The following is a 25,388-nucleotide window of genomic DNA, read 5'->3' on the forward strand; positions in this document are numbered from 1 at the left end:
GCCTTTCACGTTTGAGTATAATATCGATTTATATCGATATTTGAATATTAAAATCGATTTAATAATGATGGGGCGGCGACCGTCTCCGCTGATTGGCGGAGCCGCTTCCCGGCGACCACCGCGGGCCGTCGCCGGTGCCCGTCGTCGACGGGGGGAGCGCTACCGCGCGCCGAACGCAAGCTTCTGTGCGATAGCTACGCTCCCTGCCGGGAGCCGTCGCCAATGCCAAGCCAATTTGCCCTGAGGGATGCCGTGCCGGAGGACGCAAGTGCTCTCGCGGCGCTCTCCATCGAGGTCTGGCTCAATACCTACGCCGACGAGGGCGTGTCGAAAGCATACGGAGATCATCTCCTTGAAACGTTCAGCATCCAGGCTTTCACGGAGCAGCAAGACGATCGACGCATCAGAACGGTCGTTTGTCATCGACACGAGTACATGCTCGGATATGTCAAAGTCCTGCTTGGTGCGCGCCCCCCTGCGCCGGACAGCGGGACAGCGGAGATCGTGACCCTGTACGTCCGCGAGCGGCACAAGGGCCGTGGAATCGGGTCCGCCCTGCTGCGGCGAGCTCTGGCCATCGGGCGCGAGGCCGGGCACCGCAGGATGTTTCTGATCGTCAATTGCAACAATGCGAGGGCCATTCAGTTCTATCGGTCCCACGGCATGCGATTCAATGGCGAATGGATGTATAGATTCCAGAATATCGAAGCTCTCAACCACGTCTATGTGGCCGAAATCGCTGAGTACGTGTCCCGATCGGGCGCGGCGAGCTGATCGAACGAGAGCGCTCCGTTCGACGGCCGGGATCTCCAGATCCACCAAGGGAGGCCACGGTCGTCGGGGGATTGGAGCGGCGGCGGGCGGCGCGTGCCCGCGGCGGATGCTCCTGCCTATTCCGCGGCGATGCGGGCGGCGCGCCATTGCGCCAGTAGCGCGCGGAGGGCGGCGGGCTTGAGCGGCTTGTGCAGCACGTGCACGTTCTTCTCCAGCGCGCTGTCGCGCACGTCGGGCGAGCGGTCGGCGGTGAGCAGCACGGCGTTGAAGTGGTGGTTCATCTTCCAGCGCAGCGCCACGATGGCGTCGAGACCGTCGCCGTCGTCCAGGTGATAGTCGGCGATGACCACGTCGGGATGGTCGTAGGTGTCGCGGATGACGCGCTGCGCCTCTTCCACGCCTCCAGCGATGGTGACCTTGCAGCCCCAGCCGGTCAGCAGCGTGCGCATGCCGTTGACGATGGCCGGATCGTTGTCGATCGCCAGCACCTTAAGGCCGGCGAGCGGTGCGGCCGGGCTCGGCTCGGTCGCGCTGGCCTTGCGGCGGCCGGGCATCGGCACCGCCGTCGGCAGCACGACGGCGAAGGTGGAGCCGCGGCCGGGCTCCGACTTGAGCGTGACCGCATGGTTCAGCACGCGGCCGATGCGCTCGACGATCGACAGCCCGAGCCCCAGGCCGCGCGCCTGCTTGGCGCCCTGGTCGAGCCGGTGGAACTCGCGGAACACCGCCTTCTGCTTCGAAGCGGGGATGCCGAGCCCGGTGTCCCACACCTCGACGCGCAGGTGGCCGCGCTGGCGGCGGCAGCCGACCAGCACCCTGCCGCTCGGCGTGTACTTGATCGCGTTCGAGATGAGGTTCTGCAAAAGCCGCCGCAGCAGCCGCCGGTCCGAGCGCACCGCGAGGGACGACGGCACGAAGGCGAGCGCGAGCCCCTTCTCGTGGGCCATCGGCTCGAACTCCCGCTGCAACTGGCGCAGCACTTCGTCGATGGCGAAGATCGAGAACTCGGCCTTCATCTGGCCGGCGTCGAGCCGTGAGATGTCGAGCAGGGCGGTGAGGATCTCCTCGACCGCGTCGAGGGATGCATCGATGTTCTCGGCCAGCGCGCTGTTGCCGCCGGTGCGGTCGCGCTCGACCAGGGCGGTGGCGTAGAGGCGGGCGGCATTGAGGGGCTGGAGGATGTCGTGGCTCGCCGCCGCGAGGAAGCGCGTCTTGGAGAGGTTGGCCTCCTCCGCCTCCGCCTTGGCGCGGGTCAGCGCCTCGTTCAGCCGCGTCAGCTCCTGGGTGCGCTCGTCGACGCGCCGCTCCAGGGTCTCGTTGGCGCGCGCCTGGGCCTCCTCGGCCGCCACGGTCTGGGTGATCTCCGTGTAGGTGGTGACGTAGCCGCCATCGGGCAGATGGTTGGAGCGCACCTCGATCACCTTGCCGCTCGGCAGCAGCTTGACGCGCATCGGCTCGCCGTCGCGCACGATGCTGGCCAGCCGCGATGCCACCAGATCGTCTACGTGGCCCGGCCCATAGCTGCCGCGGCGCGCATTGAAGGAGACGATGTCGTCGAGGCCGACGCCGACACGCACGAGGTCGCTCGGCAGGCTGTAGAGGTTCTCGAAGGCACGGTTCCAGGCGACGAGGCGCAGATCCTGGTCGAGCACCGTGATCCCTTGCTCGGCATTGTCGAGCGCGTGCTGCAGCACGTCACGATTGTATTGGATCGCCGCCGACGCGTCGTCGAGCAGCTTCATGGCCTTGCGCGACGAGAAGGTGCCGCGGTTGACCAGCATCGACAGCACCAGCCGCGACGAGGCCGCGCCGATGGCCGAAGCCAGCAGGTGCTCGGCGAAGCGGATGGCGTGGATGTCGGCGGCGTGCGGCCCGCGGCTCACCGTCTCGCGGCTGGCGTCGAAGCCGTCGAAGGCGTGGTCGGTACGCTCCTGGCCGAGATAGCGAGCCACCGTGGCGCGCAACTCGTCGTAGCTTGCGGTGGCGCGGCCGTGCGTGAGGCTCTGGCTCATGCGCGGCTCGGGGGAAACGAACACGTTGGCCTGCAGGCGCTCCATGGCGGTGGCGGGCCGCATCAGGGAGAAGCCGATATAGCAGGCGATGTTGATGCCGAGGCTCCACATCACGCCGCCGGTGAGCTCGCCGGGCTGGATGCCGAGCAGGAGCATCGGGTTGAGGATGGTGAGCCCGAACGGGCCGGCCAGGAACGAGCCGGTGTCGCTACCGGGCGGCGCCAGCGACGGCAGCAGCAGCGTGTAGGCCCACATGGCGATGCCGGCGGTGAGGCCGGCGACGGTGCCGAGCGACGTCCCCCGCCGCCACACGAGGCCGCCGATGAACGCCGGCGCGATCTGCGCCACGGCGGCGAACGAGAGCAGGCCGATCGACGCCAGCGCCGCTTCCCCGGCGACTCGGTAATAGCCGTAGGCGAGCAGGATGACGGCGAGGATCGCCAGCCGGCGCACGACGAGGACGAAGCGGCCCATATCGGCGCTGCCCGGCTCGTCGGGGCCGAAGGTGCCCACGGCGGCGCGGCGGCGCAGCACCAGCGGCATGACCAGATCGTTGGAGATCATGATCGCCAGCGCGACGGAATCGACGATCACCATGGCGGTGGCCGCCGACAGCCCGCCGATGAAGGCGATGAGCGCGATGGTGCCGGCGTGGGCATGCAACGGCAGCTGCAGCACCGTCATGTCGCGGTCGGCGTTGCCCGGGAAGACGACCTCGCCGGCGAGCGCCAGCGGGATGACGAACAGGTTGATGAGGCAGAGGTAGGCGGTGAAGGTCCAGGCCATGCGGCGCACGTCCTGGGTGCGCCGGTTCTCCACGACGATCATGTGGAATTGCCGCGGCAGCAGCAGCGCCGCGCACGCCGACAGCAGGATGAAGGTGAGGAAGCCCGTCGGTGACGCCGTGCGCTCGATGAACGGGCGCTGGGTGGCGGCTTCCGCCCTGTGCACGATGTCGGCCACGCCGTCGAACATGAAATAGGCGACGAAGAAGCCGACGACGAGGAAGGCGATCAGCTTGATCACCGATTCCACGGCGATGGCCAGCACCAGCCCGTTCTGGTGCTCGGTCGCGTCGATGTGGCGCGTGCCGAAGGCGATGGCGAAGGCCGTCAGCCCCGCCGCGACGATCAGCGCCACCGGGCCGCCGCCATCCCCTGCGGCGGTGAGGGAGCCGTTGTCGAGCGCGCCCAGGAAGGTGGTCAGCGAGGCGGAGACGGCCTTGAGCTGCAGCGCGATGTAGGGGATGGCGCCGAGCACGGCGATCAGGGTAACGACCGCCGCCACCTTCTCGCTCTTGCCGTAGCGGGAGGCGACGAAGTCGGCGATCGAGGTGATGTTCTGCGCCTTGGCGAGGGCGACGATGCGCATCACGAAGCGCCAGCCGATGCCGATGACGAGGACGGGGCCGATGTAGATGGTGAGGAAATCGAGGCCCGAGCGGCTGGCGAGCCCGACCGAGCCGTAGAACGTCCACGACGTGCAGTAGACGGCGATGGTGAGCGGGTAGACGGCGGCGCGCCAGCGACCGTCGAGCATCTCGCGGCTGGACGTGTCGCCGACATGGGCGATGGCAAAGAGCGCGCAGAGGTAGGCCAGCGCCGAAAGCACCACCACCCAGCTGTCGAGCATCGAGCTGCTGTCCTCCCTTCACAGATCGCGCGCTATCTTAACCGGCGCGCATCGCTTGCACCATCGCGCGACCAAGGCGGTCGCTCGGCTGGCGGCGGGATGCGCGGCAAGCCCAGCGGGCGGTCCCGCCGCCCCATTTCGTCAAGGAGAGTGTGAATGCTCAAGGAGTTCCAGAAGTTCGCCATGCGCGGCAACGTGGTCGACCTGGCGATCGGCGTGATCATCGGTGCCGCCTTCGGCAACATCGTCAATTCGCTCGTCGCCGACGTGTTCATGCCGGTGATCGGCTGGATCACCGGCGGCCTCGACTTCTCGAACTACTTCATCAAGCTCGGCCACGACGTAACGGCACTCTCCTATGAGGACGCGAGGAAGCAGGGCGCCGTCATCGGCTACGGCCGCTTCATCACGCTCGCGGTGAATTTCCTGATCGTGGCCTGGGTGCTGTTCATGGTCGTGCGGGGGATCAACAGGTTGCGGGCGGCCGAGCTGGAGCCGGCGAAGGCCGAGGAGGCGCCCGCAGACGTCAAGCTGCTGACGGAGATCCGCGATCTGCTGGCGGGCCGGCAGTCGGCCACCGCACCGGCGCCGATCCTGGCGCCAAAGACGTCGTGAGCCCTGGCAACGTTCAGGAAGTCATTTCAGCGGATGGATGGCCGGGCTCGACCCCGGCCATCCGTCGACAAAGAGTCCTAATGGAAGTCCCGCGAGCGGGGCAGCAGGCGGACGTTGCGGGGATGGCTGGTCGGCGCGCGGGCGTCAGTGAGCGGTGCACCCGGATCCGGCTGACGTGCCAGGTTCACGAAATCCCGCGTGCGGTCGACGAGCCGGTCGGCGACCAGATGCACGACGCCTTCCTGGCTGCGCTGGATCCGTCCCTCGACCATCAGCACGCGGCTGGTCATCACCTCCCGGCGGAAGCGCGCCATGGTCCTGGCCCAGATCACCACGTTGACGATGCCGGTCTCATCCTCGATCGTCATGAAGATGACGCCCTTGGCGCTGCCCGGCTGCTGGCGCACCAGCACCACGCCGGCGGTGCGGCAGAAGCGGGCGTCATCCGACGCCGCTACCTCGGCGCAGGCGAGCACCCGTTCGCGGGCGAGCCGCGGCCGCAGGAACTCCATGGGGTGGCCCTTCAGCGACAGGCGGATCGTCTGATAATCGGTGGTGACCTCCTCGTAGAGCGGCATGGTCGGCAGGCCGGCGTCGGCGTCCGCCCCGCGCTCGTCCACCTCGGCCGCGGCGAACAGCGGCAGCGCCGCCTCGTCGGGCAGGCGGCGGACGGCCCATAGCCCGTCCCGGCGGCTGAGGCCGAGCGAGCCGAAGGCATCGGCATCGGCCAGGAGCAACAGGGCGCGCTTGCCGAGGCCTGCGCGGCGGGCCACGGTATCCAGATCCGGATAGCCGTTGCCGCGCAGCGCGACGAGACGCTCCATGGGGATCTGGCTCAGACCGTCGATCTGGCGGAAGCCGAGTTGCAGCGCCGGCTTGCCCTCGGCGCCGGGCTCCAGGGAGTTGTCCCAGACACTCCCGTTGATGTCTACATGGCGCACCTCGACACCGTTCTGCTCGGCGTCCCGGACGATCTGCGCCGGCGCATAGAAGCCCATGGGCTGCGCATTCAGCAGCGCGCAGGCGAACGCCGCCGGGTGGTGGCATTTGATCCAGGAGGAGACGTAGACCAGCTTGGCGAAGCTCGCCGCATGGCTCTCGGGAAAGCCGTAGCTGCCAAAACCCTCGATCTGCTTGAAGCAGCGCTCGGCGAAGCTCTGCTCGTAACCGCGCTCGACCATCCGGCCGACCAGCATGTTGCGGAAGGTGCCGATGGTGCCGACGTTGCGGAATGTCGCCATGGCGCGGCGCAACTGGTTGGCTTCCTCATCCGTGAATTTAGCGGCGACCATGGCGAGCTTCATCGCCTGCTCTTGGAATAGCGGCACGCCCTTCGTCCGTCCCAGCACAGTTTCGAGCTCGTCGGCGGGCCCATGGTCCGGCGACGGGGAGGGAAAGACGACGTCCTCGATCCCCTGCCGGCGCTTGAGATAGGGATGCACCATGTCACCCTGGATCGGCCCGGGCCGGACGATCGCCACCTGGATGACCAGATCGTAGAACTCCTTCGGCTTCATGCGCGGCAGCATGTTCATCTGGGCCCGGCTCTCGACCTGGAAGACGCCTAGCGACTTGCCGTCCGACAGCATTTTGTAGACTTTCTTGTCACCATCCTTGACCGCGGCCATGGTCATTCGCTCGCCCCCATTCCGGGCGATGAGGTCGAAGGCCATGCGGATGCAGGTCAGCATGCCCAGCGCCAGTACGTCGACCTTCATCATGCCCAGCGTGTCGATGTCGTCCTTGTCCCATTCGATGAAGGTGCGGTCGTCCATGGCGGCGTTGCCGATCGGCACGTAGGTGTCGAGGCGCCCACGCGTCAGCACGAAGCCGCCGACATGCTGCGACAGGTGGCGCGGAAAGCCGATGAGCTCGGTGGCGAAGGCCACAGCCTGGAGGATAGCGGGGTTGGTGGGGTCGAGACCGGCCTGGCGGATGTGCGCCTCGGGCAGCGTGCTGCCGCCGTAGCCCCAGACGGTGCCGGCCAGAGCGGAGGTGATGTCCTCGGTCAGCCCCAGCGCCTTGCCCACTTCGCGGATGGCGCTGCGCGCCCGGTAGCTGATCACCGTCGCGGTCAGCCCGGCCCGCGCCCGCCCATAGCGGGAATAGACGTACTGGATCACCTCCTCGCGCCGCTGGTGCTCGAAGTCGACGTCGATATCGGGAGGCTCCCTGCGCTCGGAGGAGATGAAGCGGCTGAACAGCAGCTGGTGCTGATGCGGGTCGACGGCGGTGATGCCGAGGACGTAGCAGACGGCGGAATTGGCCGCCGAGCCGCGACCCTGGCACAGGATGTCGGCGCTGCGGGCGAAGCGCACCACGTCGTGGACCGTAAGGAAGTAGGCTGCGTAATCGAGCTTGGCGATGAGCGCGAGCTCCTCGGTCAGGATCTTGCGCACCGCCTCGGGCACGCCCTGCGGATAGGTGTCCTCCGCCCCGTCCCAGGTCAGGTCCTCCAGGTGCTGCTGGGGCGTCTTGCCCGGCGGCACCGGCTCGTCCGGATATTCGTAGCGCAGTTCGTCGAGGGAGAAGCGAACGCGGTCGAGCAGGCGCACCGTCTCGACCAGGACTTCGGGCCGGTCGGCGAACAGGAGCGCCATCTCCTCGGGCGTCTTTAGGTGCCGCTCCGCGTTGACCTCCAGCAGCCGGCCGGCGGCCATGACGGTGACGTGCTCGCGGATGGCGGTCAGCACGTCCTGCAAAGGGCGCCGCTCGGGGGCGTGATAGATCACGTCGTTAGTGGCGAGGAGCGGCACGGCGGCGTCCGCGGCGATCCGGGCGAGCTCGGCGAGCCTGCGGCTGTCGTCGCTGCGATAGAGCAGGGAGGCGCCGAGCCAGACGGCGTCCGGCGCCAGGGGCGCGAGCCGCTCGAGCGCCTGCCGCGTCTCGGCGCCGGGCCGCGGCGGCGGCATGACGATCAGCAACTGGCCGGCGATGTGCTCCGCCAGGTCGTCGACGGTGAGGTGGCATTCGCCCTTGGGTGCCGACCGCTTGCCTTTGGTGAGCAACTGGCACAGGCGGCCATAGGCGGGCCGGTCGGACGGATAGGCCAGGATGTCGGGCGTCCCGTCGGTGAAGACGAGGCGGGCGCCGACCACGAGCTTCAGGTCTGTCTGCGGCATGTCCTTGTGGCGCATGGCGGAATAGGCCCGCACCACGCCGGCCAGGGTGTTGCGGTCGGCAATCCCGATCCCCTTGAGGCCGGCGTAGGCGGCGGCCACGACCAGCTCTTCCGGCCGCGAGGCGCCGCGCAGGAAGGAGAAATTGGTGGTGACGCCGAGCTCGGCATAGGGCACGGCCGAGACCCTGGCCGGCTGCCGCGGCTGCGGAAAGGGCAAGGTGGGCTTGCCGTGCGGTTCGCCGCTCATCCGAACAGCCCATGCAGGAACCAGCGCCGGCCGCCGTCGCCCGGCTCGGGAAGGCCGTCGCAGCCTTCGCGGAACAGCCAGAAGCGGTGCCCGGCCTCGTCTTCCACCCGAAAATAGTCGCGGACGGGGAGCCGGCCCTCGTTGCGCCACCAATCGAGGGCGATGCGCTCGGGCCCCTCCGCCTTGACCACCTGGTGCATGCACCGCCGCCAGCGGAAGCGGGCCGGGGGCCCGTCGGGATGGACCCCGGAGCCGGGGAGTTGTTGCGCCTGGATGGGTTGGGGAGGATCGAACAGGCGCAAGGGCCGCGCCGGTGGCTCGGCCGGTCCGCGCACCGCCCGCCAAGTCGCGGCCGTGCCCGGTGCCGGCCTCACGGCGGCCCGGCCGACATCGATCGCCGGCACCGGGTGAGCCGTGGCCTCCGGCACATGGGTATCGCCCGGCAGAAAACGGACGACCCGCCGGGTGCCGAAACGGGCGCCCAGCCGATCGATGAGGGCGGCGAACGATCGTTCCGCCTCCTCGCCGCCGCCGAAGGCGCAAGCCAGCGTGTCGAGCGGCTCGACCACGAGGGCGGCGAGACGGATGAGATCGAAGCCGAAACCCGGATCGAGCGGATCGGCGAGCGCCTCCAGCCGCTCCTGCAGCAGGCGGGCGATGACGGTGGCATCGCGGGTGGGACGGCTGGTGTCGGCGCCGATGCGGGTGAGGGCGCCGTCGCTGCGGAAGAAGGCGGCTTCGACGCGGCGCAGCCCCTGGCCCGCCCGTTCCAGGTGGCCGGCCAGATCCCGGGCGAGGCCTTCGATGACGGCAGAGATGGTGTTCGCGTCGGCGATGGGATCGGCAAAGCGCTGGCCGATGCGGAAGCACGGCGGCGGCCGGCGCGGCGACAGCGGCATGTCGCCCATGCCGCAGAGGCGGTCGAGCGCCGTGCCGACGATGGAGCCGAAGCGCGACGAGAAGATGCCGCGGGGGCGGTCGACGAGGTCGGCCACGGTGGCAAGCCCGGCCCGTCGGATCGCCTGGGCCACGTCGGCGGGCAGGCCGAGCGCCGCAGCGGGGAGGGGAGCGACCGCCTGCGCCTCCTCGCCGGCGGGCACGATGGTTCCGGGCCGGTAGCGGGCGAGGGCCCGCGCCGCCCCGATGCTGCCGGCGACCGTCACGTTCGCGGTGAAGCCGCGGCGGGCTATCGCCTGGATGATGTCGGCGACCAGGGCCTCCTCGCCGCCGAAGAGGTGGGCGGCGCCGCTCATGTCGAGCAGCAGCCCGTCCGGCGGCTCGAGGGCGACGAAGGGGGTATAGCGGTCGCACCAGTCGGCGATGGCCTCCAGCAGCGCCTGGTCCGCCGCCGGATCGGCTTCGATGACCTCGAGGTCCGGGTGGATGGCGCGGGCCGTCGTCAGCGGCAGGCCGCGGCGTATGCCCAGCCGCGCTGCGGCATCGTCCACGGCCGTCAGCCGGAGTGCGTTATCGATCTTGGCCACCACCACGACCGGGGATCGGTCCACGGGCGAGGAGGAGGCCTGCTGCCGGGAGCGGTGGGCGGCTCCGGCCCGACGCAAGGCCAGCCGCTCGACCGTCAGCTTCGGCAGCCAGAGGGCCAGGATCCGCCGGGCGGAGGGGGAATGGGATGGGGAGACGGGCGCCATCGTCGATTGTCTCGGTTGGCCGCGAAGGGGGGGCGCGGAAACGCTGGTCATCCCCGTCCCATTCCATCGTCCAGCGCCCGTCGCGGCCGCTGCGGTGGCGGGTCAGGGTGGCGGCGAAGGCGGGGTTGCCGAGCCACGGCTGCCACCGTTGGCTCGGCTCCGTCGCGGACGGAGCCGTCTCGATCAGCCAGCGTGTCTCGGCGGCGCTCGGGATGGGGGCGCCGTCCAGGCGCAGCACCAGGGCGGTCACGCCCGAAGCGGCCGCGGTGAGCGCGAGCTTGCGCGTCGCGGTCAAATCGAACAGGGCGTCGGCGCCAGAGCTTTCCAGGACGACGGCGGCGAGGTCCCCACAGCCCAGCGCATCCGCTGCCGCCCGCAGGCCATCCAGCGGGCGTGGCACCCGCACCAGCACCACAGCATCGGGATCGAGCCCCCACTCGACCAGGCCGGGCGCGAACAGGCCGCCCCATTCCAGGTCGCAGAAGTCGTCGCGGATCCAGAGCAGCCGCCTGCGGCCGGCCCTGGTCGGGGCCGACAGCGCCCGCTGCGCCAGCCCGACGGCAAAGCCGATGGCGGCCGGCCCGTCCGCTGAGGAGGCGGCAAAGATCTCGTGCAGCGCCGCCGCTTTGAGGCCGCCGTGCAGCACCTTGTCCGCATCCGCCAGGCCCAGGCCAATACGGAGGGCGGTGAGCCGGCCGTCTGCACCGGCTGCCGGGTCGACCGCTGCTTCGCCCGCCCAGTCCCGGCCGGTCGCAGGTCTGCCTTCCAGCCGGCTGATGGTATGCCGCAACTGGGCGAACGCCGAGGCTTGCACGGAAGCTGTCGTCCTGTTTGTTCATGTTATGTTCTAGGATATGGCAAGCCGCGGACGAGTCAATCGTGGCGACTTGCATGCCTGGAATGGATGGCCGGCGTGCTCCGCTCCAGCGGCCATCCGTTCAGCCGAGGCCCCGCTCCCGTCATCGTGAGTTTACCGATTGTTGACCATAGCCGCGCATTCTGGATTGCCTTGGCCGCGTCGCCACCTTGCCGCCCCGGACAGCGGTCCAGGTAAGGGGGCTGGACCGATAGCTGTCCAAAGGGAGTTCAATGATGAACAGGATGCTCGGCCTGTCCGCCCTGACAGGTGCCATGCTCTTCGCCTCGGGCGCCTTTGCCTTCCCCGCAGGCCCGATGTCCGGCGGCGGCATCGCCCTCGACAATGGCCTCGTCACCCACGTGGCCCAGGGCTGCGGTCCCGGCGGCTGGCGTGGCCCCTACGGCGGCTGCCGCTATGGCCGTCCGGTCTATGCCCGTCCGCCGGGTTGGGCTTACCGGCCGGTCCGCTGCTGGATCCGCCCGACCCCGTGGGGACCGCGTCGCGTCTGCGGCTGAGACAGCGCAAGCAGCTCTGACCAAGCAGCTCTGACGATGAGCGGGAGCCCTTTCGGGGGCTCTCTTTGCATTTGACGGCCTACTTGACCGTCTCGCCGTGACACGCGCCCTGGTGCCAGGGGGCATAGATCGGCGTGGCATTGCCGCACTTGTCGCAGGCCGCCAGGCTGGCGGCGAGCACCGCCAGTATCCCCGCTCGCAGCAGCAGGCGAACCGCTCTGCCGCGAGCTGGACCGTTCCGGTTCATGCCGTCCATCGCGTGAGGTGACCTGGGGTGCATCGGGCGAAGCTCCTGTTGAGGCGCTTATACATGCCAGGAGCGCCGGACCGAAGCTCGGATCGCGCGAAATAGTGTGGGGCCCGGGAGAGCGGACAAGGCGCGTCACCGATCGGTCACAGTGGCTTGATGCACACCACAACCGCCTCGATGGTTGCCGTCGTGCGGGGTCGGCTCGGTCAGCTCGATCGGGTTCGATGGTCGCACGCCAGGGGCGCGACGCTTCCGTGAGCATGACGATCCCACGGCCAACTTGCGGTCGTAGAGCGCTTGGGTACCCGCCGGCGCGCCATCCCATGCGGCGAAGGCGTCAGCGTGAAGGCCTCAGGAGCTGGTCTGGCTGTCGTGCCAAGCGCTCCCAGTCGACGAGCCCGCCATGTTTGTATCCGCAAGGTAGCGAAGTGATGATCGGCTCGGCATGAAGAAATAACCACCAGCAACGGTGGTGATGTAGCTCTGTATGCCTTCGAGCGTAAGAGCACCTGACGCTGTCGGGATCGTGAACACGTTGGCGGACGCCATCGCCGAGACGATCGGATCTGCTTCATTGTGCAGTCCATGGAAGGATGGAGAGTTCAGCCAGGATTGCTGAACAAACTCGAATTGGCGCTCGAGGTCGGCGCAAAGGCAGGCAAACAGCAGGCCTTTTTCAGGTCCGCCGGCCGCTTCATGCCCAACCTCGTAAGGACGGCCACGCCGGAGCAGACGATGGCGATTGACGATGGATCGCGCGACGGCCTCCCCGGGTTGGAAGCTGTCGCGCGGATTGGCCCGCCGGATGTGGGCTCCAAGGGGGCAACGCAGGCCGCTCGGGTCATCGAGGCCAAAGGCGAAGTCGTTGTTCGGTTGCGCGCGGGGGTGGGCGGGCGGCGCGAGAGGCGCGTCGACGAGCGGTGTCCCGTCCTGCCAGCGGCCCATCATCTTGGCGGCCACCCAATCTGCATTGATCTTCGCGCTGGCGGCTGCGTCGCGGCGATAGTATCGCCGAAGCTCCTTGGCCTTGTCATCGGTGAATTGGCGAAAGCCATCTACATCCTGCTTGAGCTGCCGCAGGACGAGGAAGGTTCCGTTCCGCCCGAAGTCGTGGGACAGCATCGCTGCGGGCGAGCTGGCGAAAGCCGGGAAACGGGCCGGTGTCTCCGCCTCCAGGGTCGGCAGGCGGTTTCCCGGATCGGACTCGGCACCGACGACCGGCGACGGCGGGAAATAACCCTGATTGTTGCGATAGCCCAGAATGAACTCGCCCGGCTCGGCCACGTCATTGGGTAAGGCCCCCTTAACAAATCGTTGCGTGCCTCGAATGATTGGTTGAGAGATGCCGTCGCGAAAGCCAAAATGCTCGTGTACAACTTCATTGGCGCCGATTGGCTGCATATGAATGCTTTGAACAACGGCTCGTTCCGTCCCGCCTAACAGGGCGACGTGCTTGTCCAGCAGGTCGCTGCATATCGCGGCCGATCGTGCGTAGACCAGCAACGCAGCGTCCACGCCCCCTTCGCCCTCGCCGTCGGACCACCGCCAATGCATTGGCGCTGAGCCTTCGAAGTCGCCGAGCACTTGGGCGCGGCTTGCCATGCCGATGTTGAAAGCGCCCGGAAACGTCGCCAGTGCGCCGCTGTTCAGATCGCCTGGCAGGCCGAGCTTCCGAAGCCCCGCCGAGGAGAAGGCGACAAAGGTTGCGCTGTCCCTGTCTCCAGCCGGCGTATCGCCGAACATGATGGCGAGGTCGGAGCCTAGGTAAGAGCGCTCGATTGTCTGGTCCAACGCCAGCGCGTTCAGCCAGTCTCGGCGCTCGGACGGCTTCGTCGGCAGACGCAACAAGGCGCAGGCCCCATGCCTCAGGCGCCCAAACCCGCCAAACACCAGTGCTTGCACTTCGTCGGACTCGATGGCGAACTCGGGCCGCTGCACGGATCCAAAACACGCAAGCCAGGCGCGGGCGCTTGAATCCGTCTTGGCACGCACGAGTCCGTCATGAACCAGCGCGTTGCTCCGGATTCGGTCGGTCGTCAGCTTGGGGAAGCGGCTGTACCAGAACTGGGACGGCACCTGCTGCCTGCGGACCCAGCGCTTGAAGCGATCACCGTCGCGCGCGCCCTCTCCAATCAGAAATCGGGTGCGCGGAAATCCGACGCAGTTGCTCCATGCAGCGGTCTGTCCTGCGTGCGCCTTGGTGACAAAGTCTTCAAGATAACTGTCCCAGCTGCCGTCATAGTTCGCCAGGAACAGCATTTTACCGGAGCCGGGAACACAGACCCAGCGCGCATAGTGAATGCTCCCCATGTCGACGACGAATCCCGGCCGATACGCGAAGGTGACGAGCTGCTTGATACCCCACAGGGCGGACGCCAGCGTTAGCCTGCGAAACCAACCCTGCTTCAGCGTGGTAACGGCCATGAAATGGTTTTGAGCGTAGCCGGGCGCGTCTTCACGCGCGGTGGCGGCCCGCAGATGCGCGAGCTCGGCACGCCGCTCGTCGGGAATGTCCCGGCTCTCGTGGTATCGGAGCAGCAGGGTGAAGGCCAAGGCCAAGAGGCCGAGCACGATGACTTCGGCAACAATGCCGCCCGTCACCGCAAGCAGGGCGGCGGTGACCCTCTGAACGGTTGTCTCCGGCACGATGGCGGTATAGAACCCGACGATCAGCAAGCACAGGAGGCCGCCCGCGCAGATATAGAGCGGCCACGCGGCCCGCGACTGCGCGAAGCGGGCCAAGGCCCCGCCGGCGCCGCTCTCCGTCCATTCGGAAATCAGCAGGCGCCGTCGCATGGGGCGGAACAGCAGGTCGGCCAATTTGGCCCCGCGCTCAAGGAGCGCCGCGGTGCGCGGGTCCGCCTGCGCCATGGCCACGAGCCGATCGTCCTGCCGGATCAGATTGCGCACATGGTTCAGCGTGGCCATGGGCTTGGCGCCCACCGCGACATTGTCTTGGAGGTAATGGTCGATCGCATCCCGCGCAAACATCGCCAGCTCCTCCTGGCGGCCGATCTCCGCCGCTGGGAACTCCGGCGTGCCGTTGAAGTTCAGGCCCGTCGCCCCCCAGGGCAGGGCGCGCGCCGCGAGGGCGTATTTCGTCATCGCCTCCAACAGCGAGGGCGGTGCGTCCTTGACGTGGGTGAAGATCGGGCCCAACCAGCTCACCGCCGCAGCTGCCACCGCCTCGAGTGCCGCCTCCTGCGGTCCGTCGACGTTGAGCTCGAGCAGGAGATGCGGCGCGGCCTGATCCTCATTGCCGAGCTCGACGACCGCCAGCGAGGCGAAGTGGACGACACCCGTCGCCGTGAGATCCTGCGCGAAGGCTGCGCCGGCGGGATTGCCGAGGGCGCAGATCTGCTTGCGCAGCGCCTCCGCCTCGGCGGGGACCGCCAGGGGGGCGCACACGGTGATCATCGACTGGCCGGCAGGTGCGCTCTTCGGCGTGAACACCATGTCCAGCTGCCGCGGAAATGCGCCGGCGGACCGCAACCGTCCCGCGGGGCCGGGGCAGCGCCGCAGGTCCGCCTGCGCCAGCAGCGCCAGGAACACCTCCGTGATCTGAGCCGTCGCCACATACTTGCCCAGGCACCAGTGGGGACCAGCGCCGAAGAGCAGATCCGTGCTCTGATCACTCCGGAGCATGAACTCGTGCGGCTTGTCGACGGCGCGGCTGTCACGCAGCGCCGATGCCGTCGCGACGAGAACCACCGAGCCTTCGCGGACACGCTTGGCGCGTGGCGTGCCGTCTGCGATGGTCCCGTCCTTGCGGGCATATCGCCATTGGCCTGGCGAGAGGGCCGGGTTCAGCCGCGCCACCTCGAGGAGGATAGCGGTGAGAGTCGCCCGGTCGTCTGCGACGGCAGCCTTCACGGCCTTCTTCATCGCGTCCGGGCGTCGCAGCAGCTCGTCCAGCATCTTGCCGGCGGCAAGTGTGTTCGTGGGAATGAATCCCGTCATCAGCCCGATCAAGGTGGCCCGGATCGTGCCGTCCGTCAGGCCGGGGTGAGCGGCCTTGAGCTGGAGGAAGCGGTCGACGAGCGCATCGGCGGGGGCGCCTCCACTCGCCCGAAGCTTGGCGTCCGCAATCGCGCGGTCGACGACGGCCTTCAGGCGATCGGCCGCGTAAACAGCCCGTCGCCGTGTCTCGGGGGCCCCGAACGGATCGGCGAACAGCATGGCCGAAATGGCCACTGTCCAATCCGCGAACGCCGTCGGATCATCGACGCGCAAGCCGAAATACTTGGCGCACGCTTCTGTCGCGCAGCGGGTGATGAGATCGCCGATGACGTCGATCCGCCCACCCGCGTTCGTCAGAAGCGCGTCGGCGACCCGACGCGTATGGTCCCGGACGAGATCAAGATCCCCCTTGTGGATCGCGGCACGGATAATCGTGTTCAGTTGGTCATGCTCATCGCCCTCCATGCCGAGGACCGAGTTCGTTCCGCCGCCGAGCTCGGTCATTTCCAAAGCAAACGGCACCTCGAACACGTCCGATTCGGTCAAGACCTGGCGCACGTCGGCTTCGCGGGTCACCAGGACCAGTCGGCCGAACTGCGGATTGGGCCAGAACGTACGGAAGAACCAGAACAGCAGCGGGAGGGATCTCGATACGAGAGACCCGACGAAGACACTCAGGCGGCCTTGCGGCCGGTCCAGATCGAAGTCTTGGGCGGTTGCCGAGGTGCTTGAGCTTTGCTGCCGCTGGGCGGCGCGAATGCCGTCATAGTACTTAAAGGACCACATCGCTCCCCCCCGGGCTGTCCTTTGATGTTCTCGAATAGCGGCTGCATGCCCCGAGCGTGGCGGTTTGCACCACAGTCGAGTTACGCGTATCGCTCGAAGATCCGACATCCGCTCTGGGCGCTGCCCCAGGGTCGGCGTCTTGCGGATCTCGCTACACCGGCGCCGCGCAGGCGCTCTCTCACGATCGGTCGGCTCCCGCCGTCAGCACCCACCCGCGGTCCGCGCCTCGTCGCCAGCCGGCTCCGTCGCTGTCCACCTGTGCCGTTCGGCCGCCGCCAGAGCCAGGCCTTGCTTGAGCCGGGCCGTCCACGCCGGATCGACAAACGGCACCCAGTCGACGTAGTCGGGCTCGAATTTCGGTTTGACGGCCAGCAGCTCGCTCAGCGCGCGTGCAGCTCCCACATGATCTCCCAGATCGGCCAGAGCATTGATCTTGATGACGTGACCGTACCAATAGCCGGGGCGGCGGATGATCGCCTGCTCGGCGTGATCGATGGCCTCGACGTAGGCGCCAAGCATCCAGTGTGCTGTCGCCATGATGCTGAGCATCGCGAAAACCAGCAGATCGGTCGGGCTCAACCGCAAGGCGGTCCTGACGGCCTCCAGAGCGAGCTCCGGCTCCGCATCCCAGGTATGAACGTCGCCCAGCTGCGCATGCGCCTCTGCCAGGCTCGGGTTGAGCGCAAGCGCGCTGTGAAACAGAACTTTTGCGCGCGATGGGCGCCGGAACCACATCTCGGCCACGCCGGCCAGCCAGTGGCCGCGCCCATCCTCCGGATCGGCGCGCATCGCGCGGTGCGCCAGATCGCGCATCTCGGCGACCTTGTCGGGCGCCCCTCGCTCCGCCCAGATCGACCGCCCGAGCGCCCACGCCACTTGAATCAGCGCTTCGGCCGATTCCGGTTCGAGCTCGAGGGCCCGCCTGAAGAGGACGCGCGCCCGTTCGGCATCCTCCCTCGTCAAGCGATTGATATGCCACCGTCCGCGCCAGATCAGATCGCTGACGCTCAGATCGCGCGGCGACTTGGTGTGCGCCGACACTTGCTCGGCGGTATCGATGCGGGTGTCGAGCGCGCCGACCAGACTTGCGACGATCTGCGCCTGCACCTGTTGCGCATGGAGCGATGGCTCCTCCATGCGATGCGACCACAGAACGCGCTGCGTCTCCGCGTCGGACAGCTCGACCGCAAGGCTGAAACCGGTCGCGGCCCGCCTGATGCGGCCCTCGAACAGATATTTGGCGCCGAGCTGACGGCCGACGATCCGGTGATCGATGCTGTCGCCGCCAAAAGCGAAGCTCGAGCTGCGGGCGATGACCGGCAGCCACCGCAGACGGGAGAGACGGTCGATCAGATCCTCGCTCAGCCCCTCCGACAGGTAGTCGTTCTCAGGCTCGCCGGTCAGATTCCGGAACGGCAGAACAGCCAAGGCCGGCCGTCCCCCGAACCCGGGTGCAGGCTGCGAGACATCCACTATCCGTGCCGGCAGTTCGACCATCGGCTGCAAGGGCTGGGGTGGCTCGCCGGAGGAGGCCGGCGACCGCGCCCGCGCGGCACGATCGGCAAGCATGCGGCGCTGGGCCCGCAGCCATTCCTCGAAGCCCTCTTCGCCGGCGATATCGACGCCTTCCAGGAACTCGCGGGACCCCAGGAGCGCCGGCTCGTCGGCCGCCACCTCGCCGAGCATGACAGCGCGCGCGTCGATGTTGACATGCGCGAGCGCCAGTCCGACCCGATCACGCTTGCAGATCAGGAGCTCCGTCGAGCCTGTATTGAGCCGCTTGCGCAGCTCCGAAAGCTCGCGCCGCAAGCTACCGCGCGCTTGCTCCAGCTGCCGGCTGCCCCAGAGCCGGTCTTGCAGCCACGATCGCGCGCGCTCTCCGTCGTCCGATGTAGCCAGCATGGCGATCAGCGCCATCCCTTTGCGGCTGGAGATCTCGATCTGCAGGCCAGCTGGCCCGAGTAGCCGAAACGTCCCCAGCAGCCTCAGCGTGTATGAGATTGGTGTGCGCTCCATCACTAGATCGGGCTCTGCCGGGTACACAATCGCACGCTAAACGCATTCACGCAGAAATCACGATTTAATTGCGCAATCCGAACACCCCCGTCACGGCCGCTGGACCCTGCTCGCGAACATTGCCCCCCAACGCCATGGCGCGGCCCATCCGCGCCCTGTTCTGAGAGGCTGCCATGTTCAAAGAACCGATACTGGCCGCTGACGAGATCCAGGGGAACGTCCTGCGCGGCTTCAATAGCCAATATCTCGCCCTTGTCGGGCTGCAGTTCGCCACAGGCGTGGCACGACCAGCCGCCCGCGACTGGCTTGCTCGTCTCCCTCTGTCGACACTCGCCGGTGTTGCCCGCTTCCGCCTCGCGCGGCGCCTGGCGCGCCGCTTCGACGAAGTCTTGCCGGTCGTCCTGATCAATGTCGCGTTCTCGGCGCGCGGGTGCGAAGCGCTTGGACTTGCGACCACAAAGGTCCGCGATCGGTACTTCCGCAAAGCCATGGGAGACGTCGCGCGGGAGCTGGGCGATCCCCAACTCCAAAGCTATCTCTACGGGCGCACGCATGCGGATACCCCGGATGTCCTGCTGATCCTCGGGGCGGACGATTCGATCCTTCTGCATGAGACGGCGCGCGCTCTCGAGCGCGGTGCGCAATGTGTCGGCCTGGACGTGCTGTTTCGCGAGCACGGCGCCAAGCTGCTGGACGAGAGGGAACATTTTGGCTTCCACGACGGCATGTCCGAGGTGACGCCGCGCGGGCGCCTCTCCGATGAAGATGACGACTTCCTCTATCCCCGTACGATCATCGGACCAGCCGGCGCTACGACGGCAGCCCCCGACAGGCCGCTCGTGTGGCCTGGGCAGTTCGTCTTCGGCTATCACGGACAATTGTCGGATAAGCTGCCCACGTCGAGCCCGGTGACGGGCGGGGAAGCCTGGATGACGAACGGCAGCTTCCTCGTCTACCGACGCCTCCGTCAGGACGTTCCAGGTTTCCGCCGCTGGTGCGCGGAGCAAGCCGCCGCGACGACCCAGCATGCGGGGCACGTCGTCAGCCCCGCGGCGCTTGCCGCCCGTGCCATCGGGCGGCCGCCCGATGGCACGCCCTACAGCGTCTTGCTATCGGGCCAAGATCAAGCGGTCCTTGGTGATACACGTCGCGGCTACGGTTCGGTCGCTCCACCCCTCACCGTTATCGAGCCCGACGGTCGGCGACGGACGATACGTCGTGCCCCGGCCAATCGAAATGGCAGAATCGGTCCACACCGCACGCCCATTCGTAAGGTCAATCCGCGGGACGTGCCCGCAGACAAGCAGAACACGCTTCGGCTGCAGGTGCTTCTGCGCGGAATCCCATACGGGCCGCGATATGAGGAAGATAAGCGAGGTTCTGTGGACCGCGGATTGTTGTTCCTCGCATACCAAACATCATTCGCAGAGCAGTTCGTTGCGCTGAGCCGGGACTGGAGGAGCCATTTCGACCGGCTGGGGATATGCGGGGAAGGCCACGATCTCTTGGTCGGCCAGGGCGGCAGGGAAATCAGGTTTGGCTCGCTGCCAAGTGCGGACGCGGCTGTGCCCTACAAGGCGACCGCCCCCGAGCAATTCGTGACTGCGACAGGTGGCGCATTCCTATTTTCGCCCGCCGTGTCCCTCGTCCGAAGACTGGCGACCGTGGTCTGACGTTGGAAGAAATCAATAGCTTAACCTGGGGCTGACGGAGTTGACGGCGGTCCGCGAGGCAGATCCGTCCCTCATCTCGAAGGTCGCCGCAAATGGCTGCGAGGCTTTGATGAAACAAAGCTTGAACCCTGGACAACGTCTGCCGAAGCCAAAGCCCGTCCAGATCGGCTCGATCGGCGGCAAGCGGATCTGTTTGCCATGGTGTTCGTAAGGTCGCCTGGGAGGTCATTGAGGGTCATTGTCCTCGTCGCGGGCGGAGCGACGCTGGCGGCGGCCGTTGCTGCTCCCGAGCTTGCCAATGAGAAAGATCTGCGCACCCGGACTGACGCCACCGGCGAGACTGAAATCAGCTTCTGCTCGAGATCCAGTCCCAACGGCTTCGGTTTTCCGGGGCACGCGTTCGTGGCGTTCAGCGAAAGACATGTCGGCAAGCCGCGCAACTTTCGCGCCGTCGGCCACACCGTGGCATCGGGGGCGGGGCTGTCTTCCATCGCCTTTACTTACTTCGGCGGTAAGGCGGTGGTCGGGGCGCAGGCGGAGGAGCGCTTCACCCACCTGAGGCAGGCTTGCCTCAACCTCAAGATCGATCGCGCCGTGTATCAGAAAGCTCTGAGTGCAGCCCGCCCCACGCTCACGGCGCTCGGCCTGCCGGACGAACTGGCTGGGTCGGCGGAGAGCTACGCGCTGAATCGAAACGATTGCATCGATTTCGCGATCAGGGTTGCCCAGCCGCTCAAGGCGGCCGGCTTGAACGTGCCTGAACGGACGCCGATTGACATGCCCGCCGCGTATATCGCGAGGATGATCGAGGCCAATCCTTAGATAAGATCCACACCCGGCGCCGCAGCCGAGGATGCAAGATGTCCGATAGCGAGCCCACAAAACCGTCGTGGACGAGCGGCTTTGTCCGTGTGAACGACGTCAAGCTGCATGTCGTCGAAGCGGGGCCGGCGGACGGGCCGGCCCTGTTCCTGATCCACGGCTTCCCGGAGTTTTGGTGGACGTGGCGTCATCAGGTCGGTCCGCTCGCTCAGGCGGGCTTTCGCGTGATCGCGCCGGACATGCGCGGCTACAATCTGAGCGATGCACCCCAGGGGATCGACCCCTATCATCTCGATACGCTGGCATCGGACGTGGTCGCGCTCGCCGCCGCCTACGGGGCGGAACGGTTCAGGCTCGTGGGACACGACTGGGGTGGGGTCATCGCCTGGTGGGTTGCGGCACGCTATCCCGAGCGGGTCGAGCAATTGGTCATCCTGGATGCACCGCACCCGGATGTCTTCGCGGCGTATGCCACGACGCATCTCTCCCAGGCGCTTCGCAGTATCTACGTCGTGCTGTTCCAGTTGCCCTGGCTGCCGGAGGCGGCGCTGGGCGTCCTCCGGTTCGCCGGCCTGCGGATGCTCATAAGGCTCACCGCCAGGAAAGGCGCTATCGGTTCGCGTGAGCTCGACTATTACGTCGATGCGTGGCGACGCGGCTCGCTCACCGGGATGATCAACTACTACCGCGCGGTGCGGAAGAGAAAAGTCGGCGCCCCCGCCCGGATCGCGCCGCCGACGCTCGTGCTCTGGGGCGAGGACGACAGCTTTCTCGGACTACCTCTGGCGAAGGCCAGTATCGAGATGTGCGACAGAGGCGAGCTCAAGCTTGTCGAAGGTGCAACGCATTGGCTTCAGTGGGAGGAGCCGGAGCGGGTCACCAGCGAGATCCTGGGCTTCCTGTCTCCTCCGGTCCCGCCGCGCGGCGCCTGTGATGCCTAGAGCATGATCCCAAAACGTGGGCACCGGTTCTTGGGCGATCATGCCTAACACGAGGACTTAGAGCCGCGCCCGCTCCGGCGTAGGCGCGGCTTCGATCGGCTTACGCCGCCTGCAACCGTTCGATCAGGGCCATCGCCGCGTGCGGGGCGCGCACCTTGGCGCCGTTGATCATGAAAATGAACACGTCGACGGGCGCCTTGGCCGGCTCCGAGGCGCCGTCGGCCCGCGGCAAATCCGCGGGCGTGGCGCCACTCTCCCAGGTGCGCGCCCGCTCGGCCCACTGGTCGAGCTCGGCCGCGGAATAGCCGGTCGGCTCGTCTTCGCGCGCCTGCTGCAGCCGGGCGTAGACGAAGTCCGCCGTGCGATCGGCGGCAGCCGGATACTTCGCTGAATCCGCGAAGACGATGGCGACGTTCCGCGCGCGCAGCAGCTCGATCAGCTCCGGGTTCACGAAGCTCTCGTGCCGCACCTCCAGCGCATGGCGCACCTCGAGGCCGTCGACGCTCGTCGGCAGCAGCTCGAGGAAACGGGAAATGTCCTCGGGATCGAAGCGCTTGGTCGGAGCCAATTGCCACAGGATCGGCCCGAGCTTGGCACCGAGCTCGGTCGGGCCGCTGGCGAAGAAGCGCTCGATGGATTCGCCGCCCTCGGCCAGGACGCGCCGGTTCACCGCAAAACGCGGAGCCTTCAGCGAGAAGACGAAGCCGTCGGGGCTTTCATCGGCCCATTTGCGGAAGCTGGCCGGCTTCTGCGATCCATAGAACGTGCCGTTCACCTCGATGGCGGTGACCTGGCGGCTGGCGTGGGCGAGCTCGCGCGCCACCGGCAGCTTCGGCGGATAGAAGGTGCCGCGCCAGGGCTCGAAGGTCCAGCCGCCGATACCGACCCGGATCATGTCATCCTCCCTGGAGCGCTTGGATAGCGTGGAGGCGTCCAGCTGATCTACCTGATCGTCCCCACGTCAAGCCCGGCCACGAGGGGTCAGCATCTCCGTGCAGAGCTATTGGCGACGCTTGCCCTGCCCCGGGTCATTCTGCTGCTCGAGCGGGGCGGTGTCAGCCTCGCTACTCCCTTCGCCGCTGGGCCGGGACTGCGCGCCGTGGGCGAGCGGAATGGTGCTCGCCATATTGCTGCCGAGCCGCTCGAACTGACCACCCAGGCCCTCGCGCGTGTTGGGGTCGATGATGGCGATCGGCGCCGAGATGGCAAGGCTGGCGGCGCTGCCCACCGTCGACGCGGCGCCGACGGCGACCTGGCCCAGCCGCTCGCCGATGCCGGCGTGGCCGTCGTTCAGCGTCTGGCCCTCGACCAGGCGTTGTCCGATCATCCGAACCACGTCCGGAGATTGCGCGAACTTGCCGTGCTTGATGCTGTCGCTCGTCTCGACCTTGGTGAGGTCGACCACGGTGATCTGATCGCGGTCGAGCACGGCGCGGTAGGGCTCGACCTCCGCATTGATGGCGCCCAGGCGCGGCTCGCCCCAGACCCGGCGGGAGACGGCGAGGGCCTCGTCGTCCTGCGAGATGAAGATGGTGACGGGTGGGCGGTTCGGTCCGATCTCGGCGACCTGGCGGCGGAACACGTCGAAATCGACGTCCGGCGCCGCCAGCATGATGCTGTTGATCTTCGGCGAAATGCGGCCGTTGCGGATCGCCATCTGGCGAAGGGCTTCCAGCGTCACCCAATTGCCCATGGAGTGGGCCAGGATGGCGACCTCGTCCACGTTCTTGTCCTTGGCCAAGGCTTGCAGCACGGCCTCCAGCGCGTCGCGGGAGTAGCTGCCGCTCTCGTGGTCGTAGCCGTAGGACAGCAGCTGCCCGCGCGACGGCCAGGTGAACAGGATGGGCACGGCCGGCGCGTTGGAATCGTGCACGATCTGCGCGAAACGATAGACCGCTTCTTCGAAGCGCGTGTTGTAGCCGTGCACGAACAGCAGCACCCGCCGTTTGGGCGTGCGCCGCAGCCGCGCATCGAAGCTGGCGGTCGCCTCCGCCCGGTCGAGCTCGGTCGCGCGGACGGTCACGAAATCGGTGGCCGGGTTGCCCGGTAGCGATTTCGGCCATTGCACGTCGCCCACCTTGCGGTTCTGCGGGGGCGGGATCGAGACCGTGATATCGGCGAACCTCAGGCCGCGCCCGCGCTCGCCCGTGAACATCTCGCCGGGGGCGGCGTTGCGGTCGCTGCGCGTGGTGGCGACGAGCAGGGTCACCTCGCTGGTGCCTGGCGCCGTTGCCGCAACCGGGACCAGCACGTTCTTGGGCCGGCCGGCGCAGCCGCCGAGCCCCAACGCCGCAGCGAGCAGCAACGCAACAAGGGAACGGCGCATCATCGGCTCGAATGCTCATCTGGGGTTGAGATCAGGCTAACCGCGGTCCTTTCGTTTGCGGCACCCGAGCCCGGTTGGCAACGGGGGGCGCCGGCCGTGCGGCGGAAAGCCGGCCTCCCGTGCCCTTTGCGCAACCATTTCCGTTATTCGGTGCCCGGCGTCGGCACGATGGCCGCATCGCTCTTGAAGCGCGCGTAACGCGCCGGGGCGATCAGCACCGAAGCGGAGGCGGCCAGCACCAGGGCAAGCCCGATCCAATCGGTGATCAGTGGAATTTCGCCGAGCAGGAAGATGGCGCCCACCATGCCGATCGCCGGCACCATGAGCGTGCCGATGGCCGCGACGCCGGCCGGGGTTCGGACCACCACCTGGAACCACAGGAAGGTCGCGACGCCCTGAGCCAGGATGGCGTTGTAGATGAGCCCGAGTACGCCGGGCGTGATGCCGTTGAAGGTTGGCGGGAACCGCTCGAACAGCAGCATGCCGATGATGAGGAAGACGGCGCCGCAGGTCACCTGCCAGGTCGCCGCGACGACGGGGGGCGCCGCGATCGGGAAGCGTTTCATGCACACCAGCGAGGCTGCCCACGACAGCGCCGACAGGAACGCCAGGCTGAGGCCGAGCGTCGCCGCGCCATGCTGGATGACGGGCAAGGCGAGCACGGTCAGGCCGGCAGCGCCGAGCGCCAGGCCGATCATCTTGCGGCGGTCGAGCGGCTCGTCGAGGAATACGATGGCGAGCAGCGTCGCCCAGATGGGCATGGAGAACGTGACGATCGCGGTGCGCCCGGTCGACATGTTCATCTGCGCAAAGGCATTGAGGATATTGACGCCGGCGATGCCGGACAGGCCGGGCGCCGCGATCCGCCACCACTGCGACGGCGGCACGCGCAGGGAGTGCCGCTGCACCAACGATATCAGCATCAACAGGATGCTCGCCCCGGCCAGCGACAGGGCGCGCATGGTCCAGGGGCCGAACTCGATGAGCGCCATCTTAACGATTGGCCAGTTCAGGCCCCAGATGGTGCCGATGAGCACGACGAGGGCGACATGACCCCGCGCGGGTTGTGCATGCATGGGCGGGCGATCACTAAATGGGATGCAACGGTAGCGTGCGCACTTATGCGCCCTTCGGCCAAACGTAGCAAATGCATCAGGCGCGGAACGAAGCCTCAAGCGATGCAGTGGCTG

General features: G+C 67.5%; 16 protein-coding genes. 6 read left to right on the top strand and 10 right to left on the bottom strand.

What is annotated here, in order from left to right:
- Positions 1–222: 222 nt before the first annotated feature.
- On the top strand, positions 223–774 hold the full coding sequence (locus ACZ5PO_RS20270) for an N-acetyltransferase family protein (protein WP_464183459.1): 552 nt from the start codon (positions 223–225) through the stop codon (positions 772–774).
- 116 nt (positions 775–890) lie between these two features.
- Here the strand turns inward: ACZ5PO_RS20270 and ACZ5PO_RS20275 are convergent, their stop codons facing one another.
- On the bottom strand, positions 891–4,418 hold the full coding sequence (locus ACZ5PO_RS20275; protein WP_464183460.1) for a PAS domain-containing hybrid sensor histidine kinase/response regulator: 3,528 nt from the start codon (positions 4,416–4,418) through the stop codon (positions 891–893).
- A 156-nt stretch (positions 4,419–4,574) separates the two neighbouring features.
- On the opposite strand from ACZ5PO_RS20275, the gene mscL reads away from it, so the two are divergent.
- Entirely contained in the window at positions 4,575–5,033 is a 459-nt protein-coding gene (gene mscL, locus ACZ5PO_RS20280; protein ID WP_464183462.1) for a large conductance mechanosensitive channel protein MscL, read from the top strand.
- A gap of 77 nt (positions 5,034–5,110) precedes the next feature.
- Here mscL and ACZ5PO_RS20285 read toward each other — a convergent pair whose 3' ends face one another.
- The 3 genes from ACZ5PO_RS20285 to ACZ5PO_RS20295 are packed head-to-tail and all read right to left on the bottom strand — an operon-like array spanning position 5,111 to position 10,864.
- Positions 5,111–8,401 carry an error-prone DNA polymerase gene (locus tag ACZ5PO_RS20285; protein ID WP_464183463.1) on the bottom strand — a complete coding sequence of 1,097 codons (3,291 nt, stop codon included), beginning with the start codon at positions 8,399–8,401 and terminating at the stop codon, positions 5,111–5,113.
- On the bottom strand, positions 8,398–9,885 hold the full coding sequence (locus ACZ5PO_RS20290) for a Y-family DNA polymerase (protein ID WP_464183464.1): 1,488 nt from the start codon (positions 9,883–9,885) through the stop codon (positions 8,398–8,400). The genes ACZ5PO_RS20285 and ACZ5PO_RS20290 overlap by 4 nt, the downstream gene beginning before the upstream one ends.
- A complete protein-coding gene (locus tag ACZ5PO_RS20295; protein ID WP_464183465.1) occupies positions 9,869–10,864 on the bottom strand; it encodes an ImuA family protein in 996 nt (331 codons plus the stop codon). Before ACZ5PO_RS20295 ends, ACZ5PO_RS20290 begins: the two co-directional genes overlap by 17 nt.
- 278 nt (positions 10,865–11,142) lie before the next feature.
- On the opposite strand from ACZ5PO_RS20295, the gene ACZ5PO_RS20300 reads away from it, so the two are divergent.
- Entirely contained in the window at positions 11,143–11,424 is a 282-nt protein-coding gene (locus ACZ5PO_RS20300; protein ID WP_464183466.1) for a GCG_CRPN prefix-to-repeats domain-containing protein, read from the top strand.
- 79 nt (positions 11,425–11,503) lie between these two features.
- On the opposite strand, the gene ACZ5PO_RS20305 is transcribed toward ACZ5PO_RS20300, so the two are convergent.
- From ACZ5PO_RS20305 to ACZ5PO_RS20315, 3 genes are all read right to left on the bottom strand, one after another.
- Positions 11,504–11,671: a hypothetical protein gene (locus ACZ5PO_RS20305; protein WP_464183467.1), complete on the bottom strand. Its 168-nt coding sequence runs from the start codon at positions 11,669–11,671 to the stop codon at positions 11,504–11,506.
- A 354-nt stretch (positions 11,672–12,025) separates the two neighbouring features.
- Positions 12,026–16,420: a cytochrome P450 gene (locus tag ACZ5PO_RS20310; RefSeq protein WP_464183469.1), complete on the bottom strand. Its 4,395-nt coding sequence runs from the start codon at positions 16,418–16,420 to the stop codon at positions 12,026–12,028.
- A 201-nt stretch (positions 16,421–16,621) separates the two neighbouring features.
- Complete coding sequence (locus ACZ5PO_RS20315) at positions 16,622–18,337, bottom strand: hypothetical protein (protein ID WP_464183470.1); 1,716 nt, start codon at positions 18,335–18,337, stop codon at positions 16,622–16,624.
- 272 nt (positions 18,338–18,609) lie between these two features.
- Between ACZ5PO_RS20315 and ACZ5PO_RS20320 the strand changes: the two genes are divergently transcribed.
- The 3 genes from ACZ5PO_RS20320 (at position 18,610) to ACZ5PO_RS20330 (ending at position 21,872) form a co-directional block, all read left to right on the top strand.
- Positions 18,610–20,109, top strand: a complete 1,500-nt coding sequence (locus ACZ5PO_RS20320) for a hypothetical protein (protein ID WP_464183471.1) — start codon at positions 18,610–18,612, stop codon at positions 20,107–20,109.
- A 228-nt stretch (positions 20,110–20,337) separates the two neighbouring features.
- The gene (locus tag ACZ5PO_RS20325) at positions 20,338–20,931 is read left to right on the top strand and encodes a hypothetical protein (RefSeq protein WP_464183472.1); all 594 of its coding nucleotides are present in this window, start codon (positions 20,338–20,340) and stop codon (positions 20,929–20,931) included.
- Positions 20,932–20,969: 38 nt separating this feature from the next.
- The gene (locus ACZ5PO_RS20330; RefSeq protein ID WP_464183473.1) at positions 20,970–21,872 is read left to right on the top strand and encodes an alpha/beta fold hydrolase; all 903 of its coding nucleotides are present in this window, start codon (positions 20,970–20,972) and stop codon (positions 21,870–21,872) included.
- 100 nt (positions 21,873–21,972) lie between these two features.
- Here ACZ5PO_RS20330 and ACZ5PO_RS20335 read toward each other — a convergent pair whose 3' ends face one another.
- The 3 genes from ACZ5PO_RS20335 to ACZ5PO_RS20345 form a co-directional block, all read right to left on the bottom strand.
- Complete coding sequence (locus tag ACZ5PO_RS20335; protein WP_464183474.1) at positions 21,973–22,767, bottom strand: DUF72 domain-containing protein; 795 nt, start codon at positions 22,765–22,767, stop codon at positions 21,973–21,975.
- A 105-nt stretch (positions 22,768–22,872) separates the two neighbouring features.
- Positions 22,873–24,198 (bottom strand): alpha/beta hydrolase, encoded by a 1,326-nt coding sequence (locus ACZ5PO_RS20340; protein WP_464183475.1) that lies wholly within the window; start codon positions 24,196–24,198, stop codon positions 22,873–22,875.
- A gap of 143 nt (positions 24,199–24,341) precedes the next feature.
- Positions 24,342–25,274 (bottom strand): DMT family transporter, encoded by a 933-nt coding sequence (locus ACZ5PO_RS20345; RefSeq protein WP_464183476.1) that lies wholly within the window; start codon positions 25,272–25,274, stop codon positions 24,342–24,344.
- Positions 25,275–25,388: the final 114 nt, after the last annotated feature.

This window comes from Chelatococcus sp. KU-N122 (assembly GCF_055391085.1).

Coding starts and splice junctions, on each gene's coding strand:
- ACZ5PO_RS20335 (WP_464183474.1), bottom strand. CDS start 22,767: ATGATCCGGGTCGGTATCGGCGGCTGGACCTTCGAGCCCTGGCGCGGC.
- ACZ5PO_RS20275 (WP_464183460.1), bottom strand. CDS start 4,418: ATGCTCGACAGCTGGGTGGTGGTGCTTTCGGCGCTGGCCTACCTCTGC.
- ACZ5PO_RS20300 (WP_464183466.1), top strand. CDS start 11,143: ATGAACAGGATGCTCGGCCTGTCCGCCCTGACAGGTGCCATGCTCTTC.
- ACZ5PO_RS20270 (WP_464183459.1), top strand. CDS start 223: ATGCCAAGCCAATTTGCCCTGAGGGATGCCGTGCCGGAGGACGCAAGT.
- ACZ5PO_RS20320 (WP_464183471.1), top strand. CDS start 18,610: ATGTTCAAAGAACCGATACTGGCCGCTGACGAGATCCAGGGGAACGTC.
- ACZ5PO_RS20345 (WP_464183476.1), bottom strand. CDS start 25,274: ATGCATGCACAACCCGCGCGGGGTCATGTCGCCCTCGTCGTGCTCATC.
- mscL (WP_464183462.1), top strand. CDS start 4,575: ATGCTCAAGGAGTTCCAGAAGTTCGCCATGCGCGGCAACGTGGTCGAC.
- ACZ5PO_RS20310 (WP_464183469.1), bottom strand. CDS start 16,420: ATGTGGTCCTTTAAGTACTATGACGGCATTCGCGCCGCCCAGCGGCAG.
- ACZ5PO_RS20305 (WP_464183467.1), bottom strand. CDS start 11,671: ATGAACCGGAACGGTCCAGCTCGCGGCAGAGCGGTTCGCCTGCTGCTG.
- ACZ5PO_RS20315 (WP_464183470.1), bottom strand. CDS start 18,337: ATGGCGCTGATCGCCATGCTGGCTACATCGGACGACGGAGAGCGCGCG.
- ACZ5PO_RS20285 (WP_464183463.1), bottom strand. CDS start 8,401: ATGAGCGGCGAACCGCACGGCAAGCCCACCTTGCCCTTTCCGCAGCCG.
- ACZ5PO_RS20340 (WP_464183475.1), bottom strand. CDS start 24,198: ATGCGCCGTTCCCTTGTTGCGTTGCTGCTCGCTGCGGCGTTGGGGCTC.
- ACZ5PO_RS20330 (WP_464183473.1), top strand. CDS start 20,970: ATGTCCGATAGCGAGCCCACAAAACCGTCGTGGACGAGCGGCTTTGTC.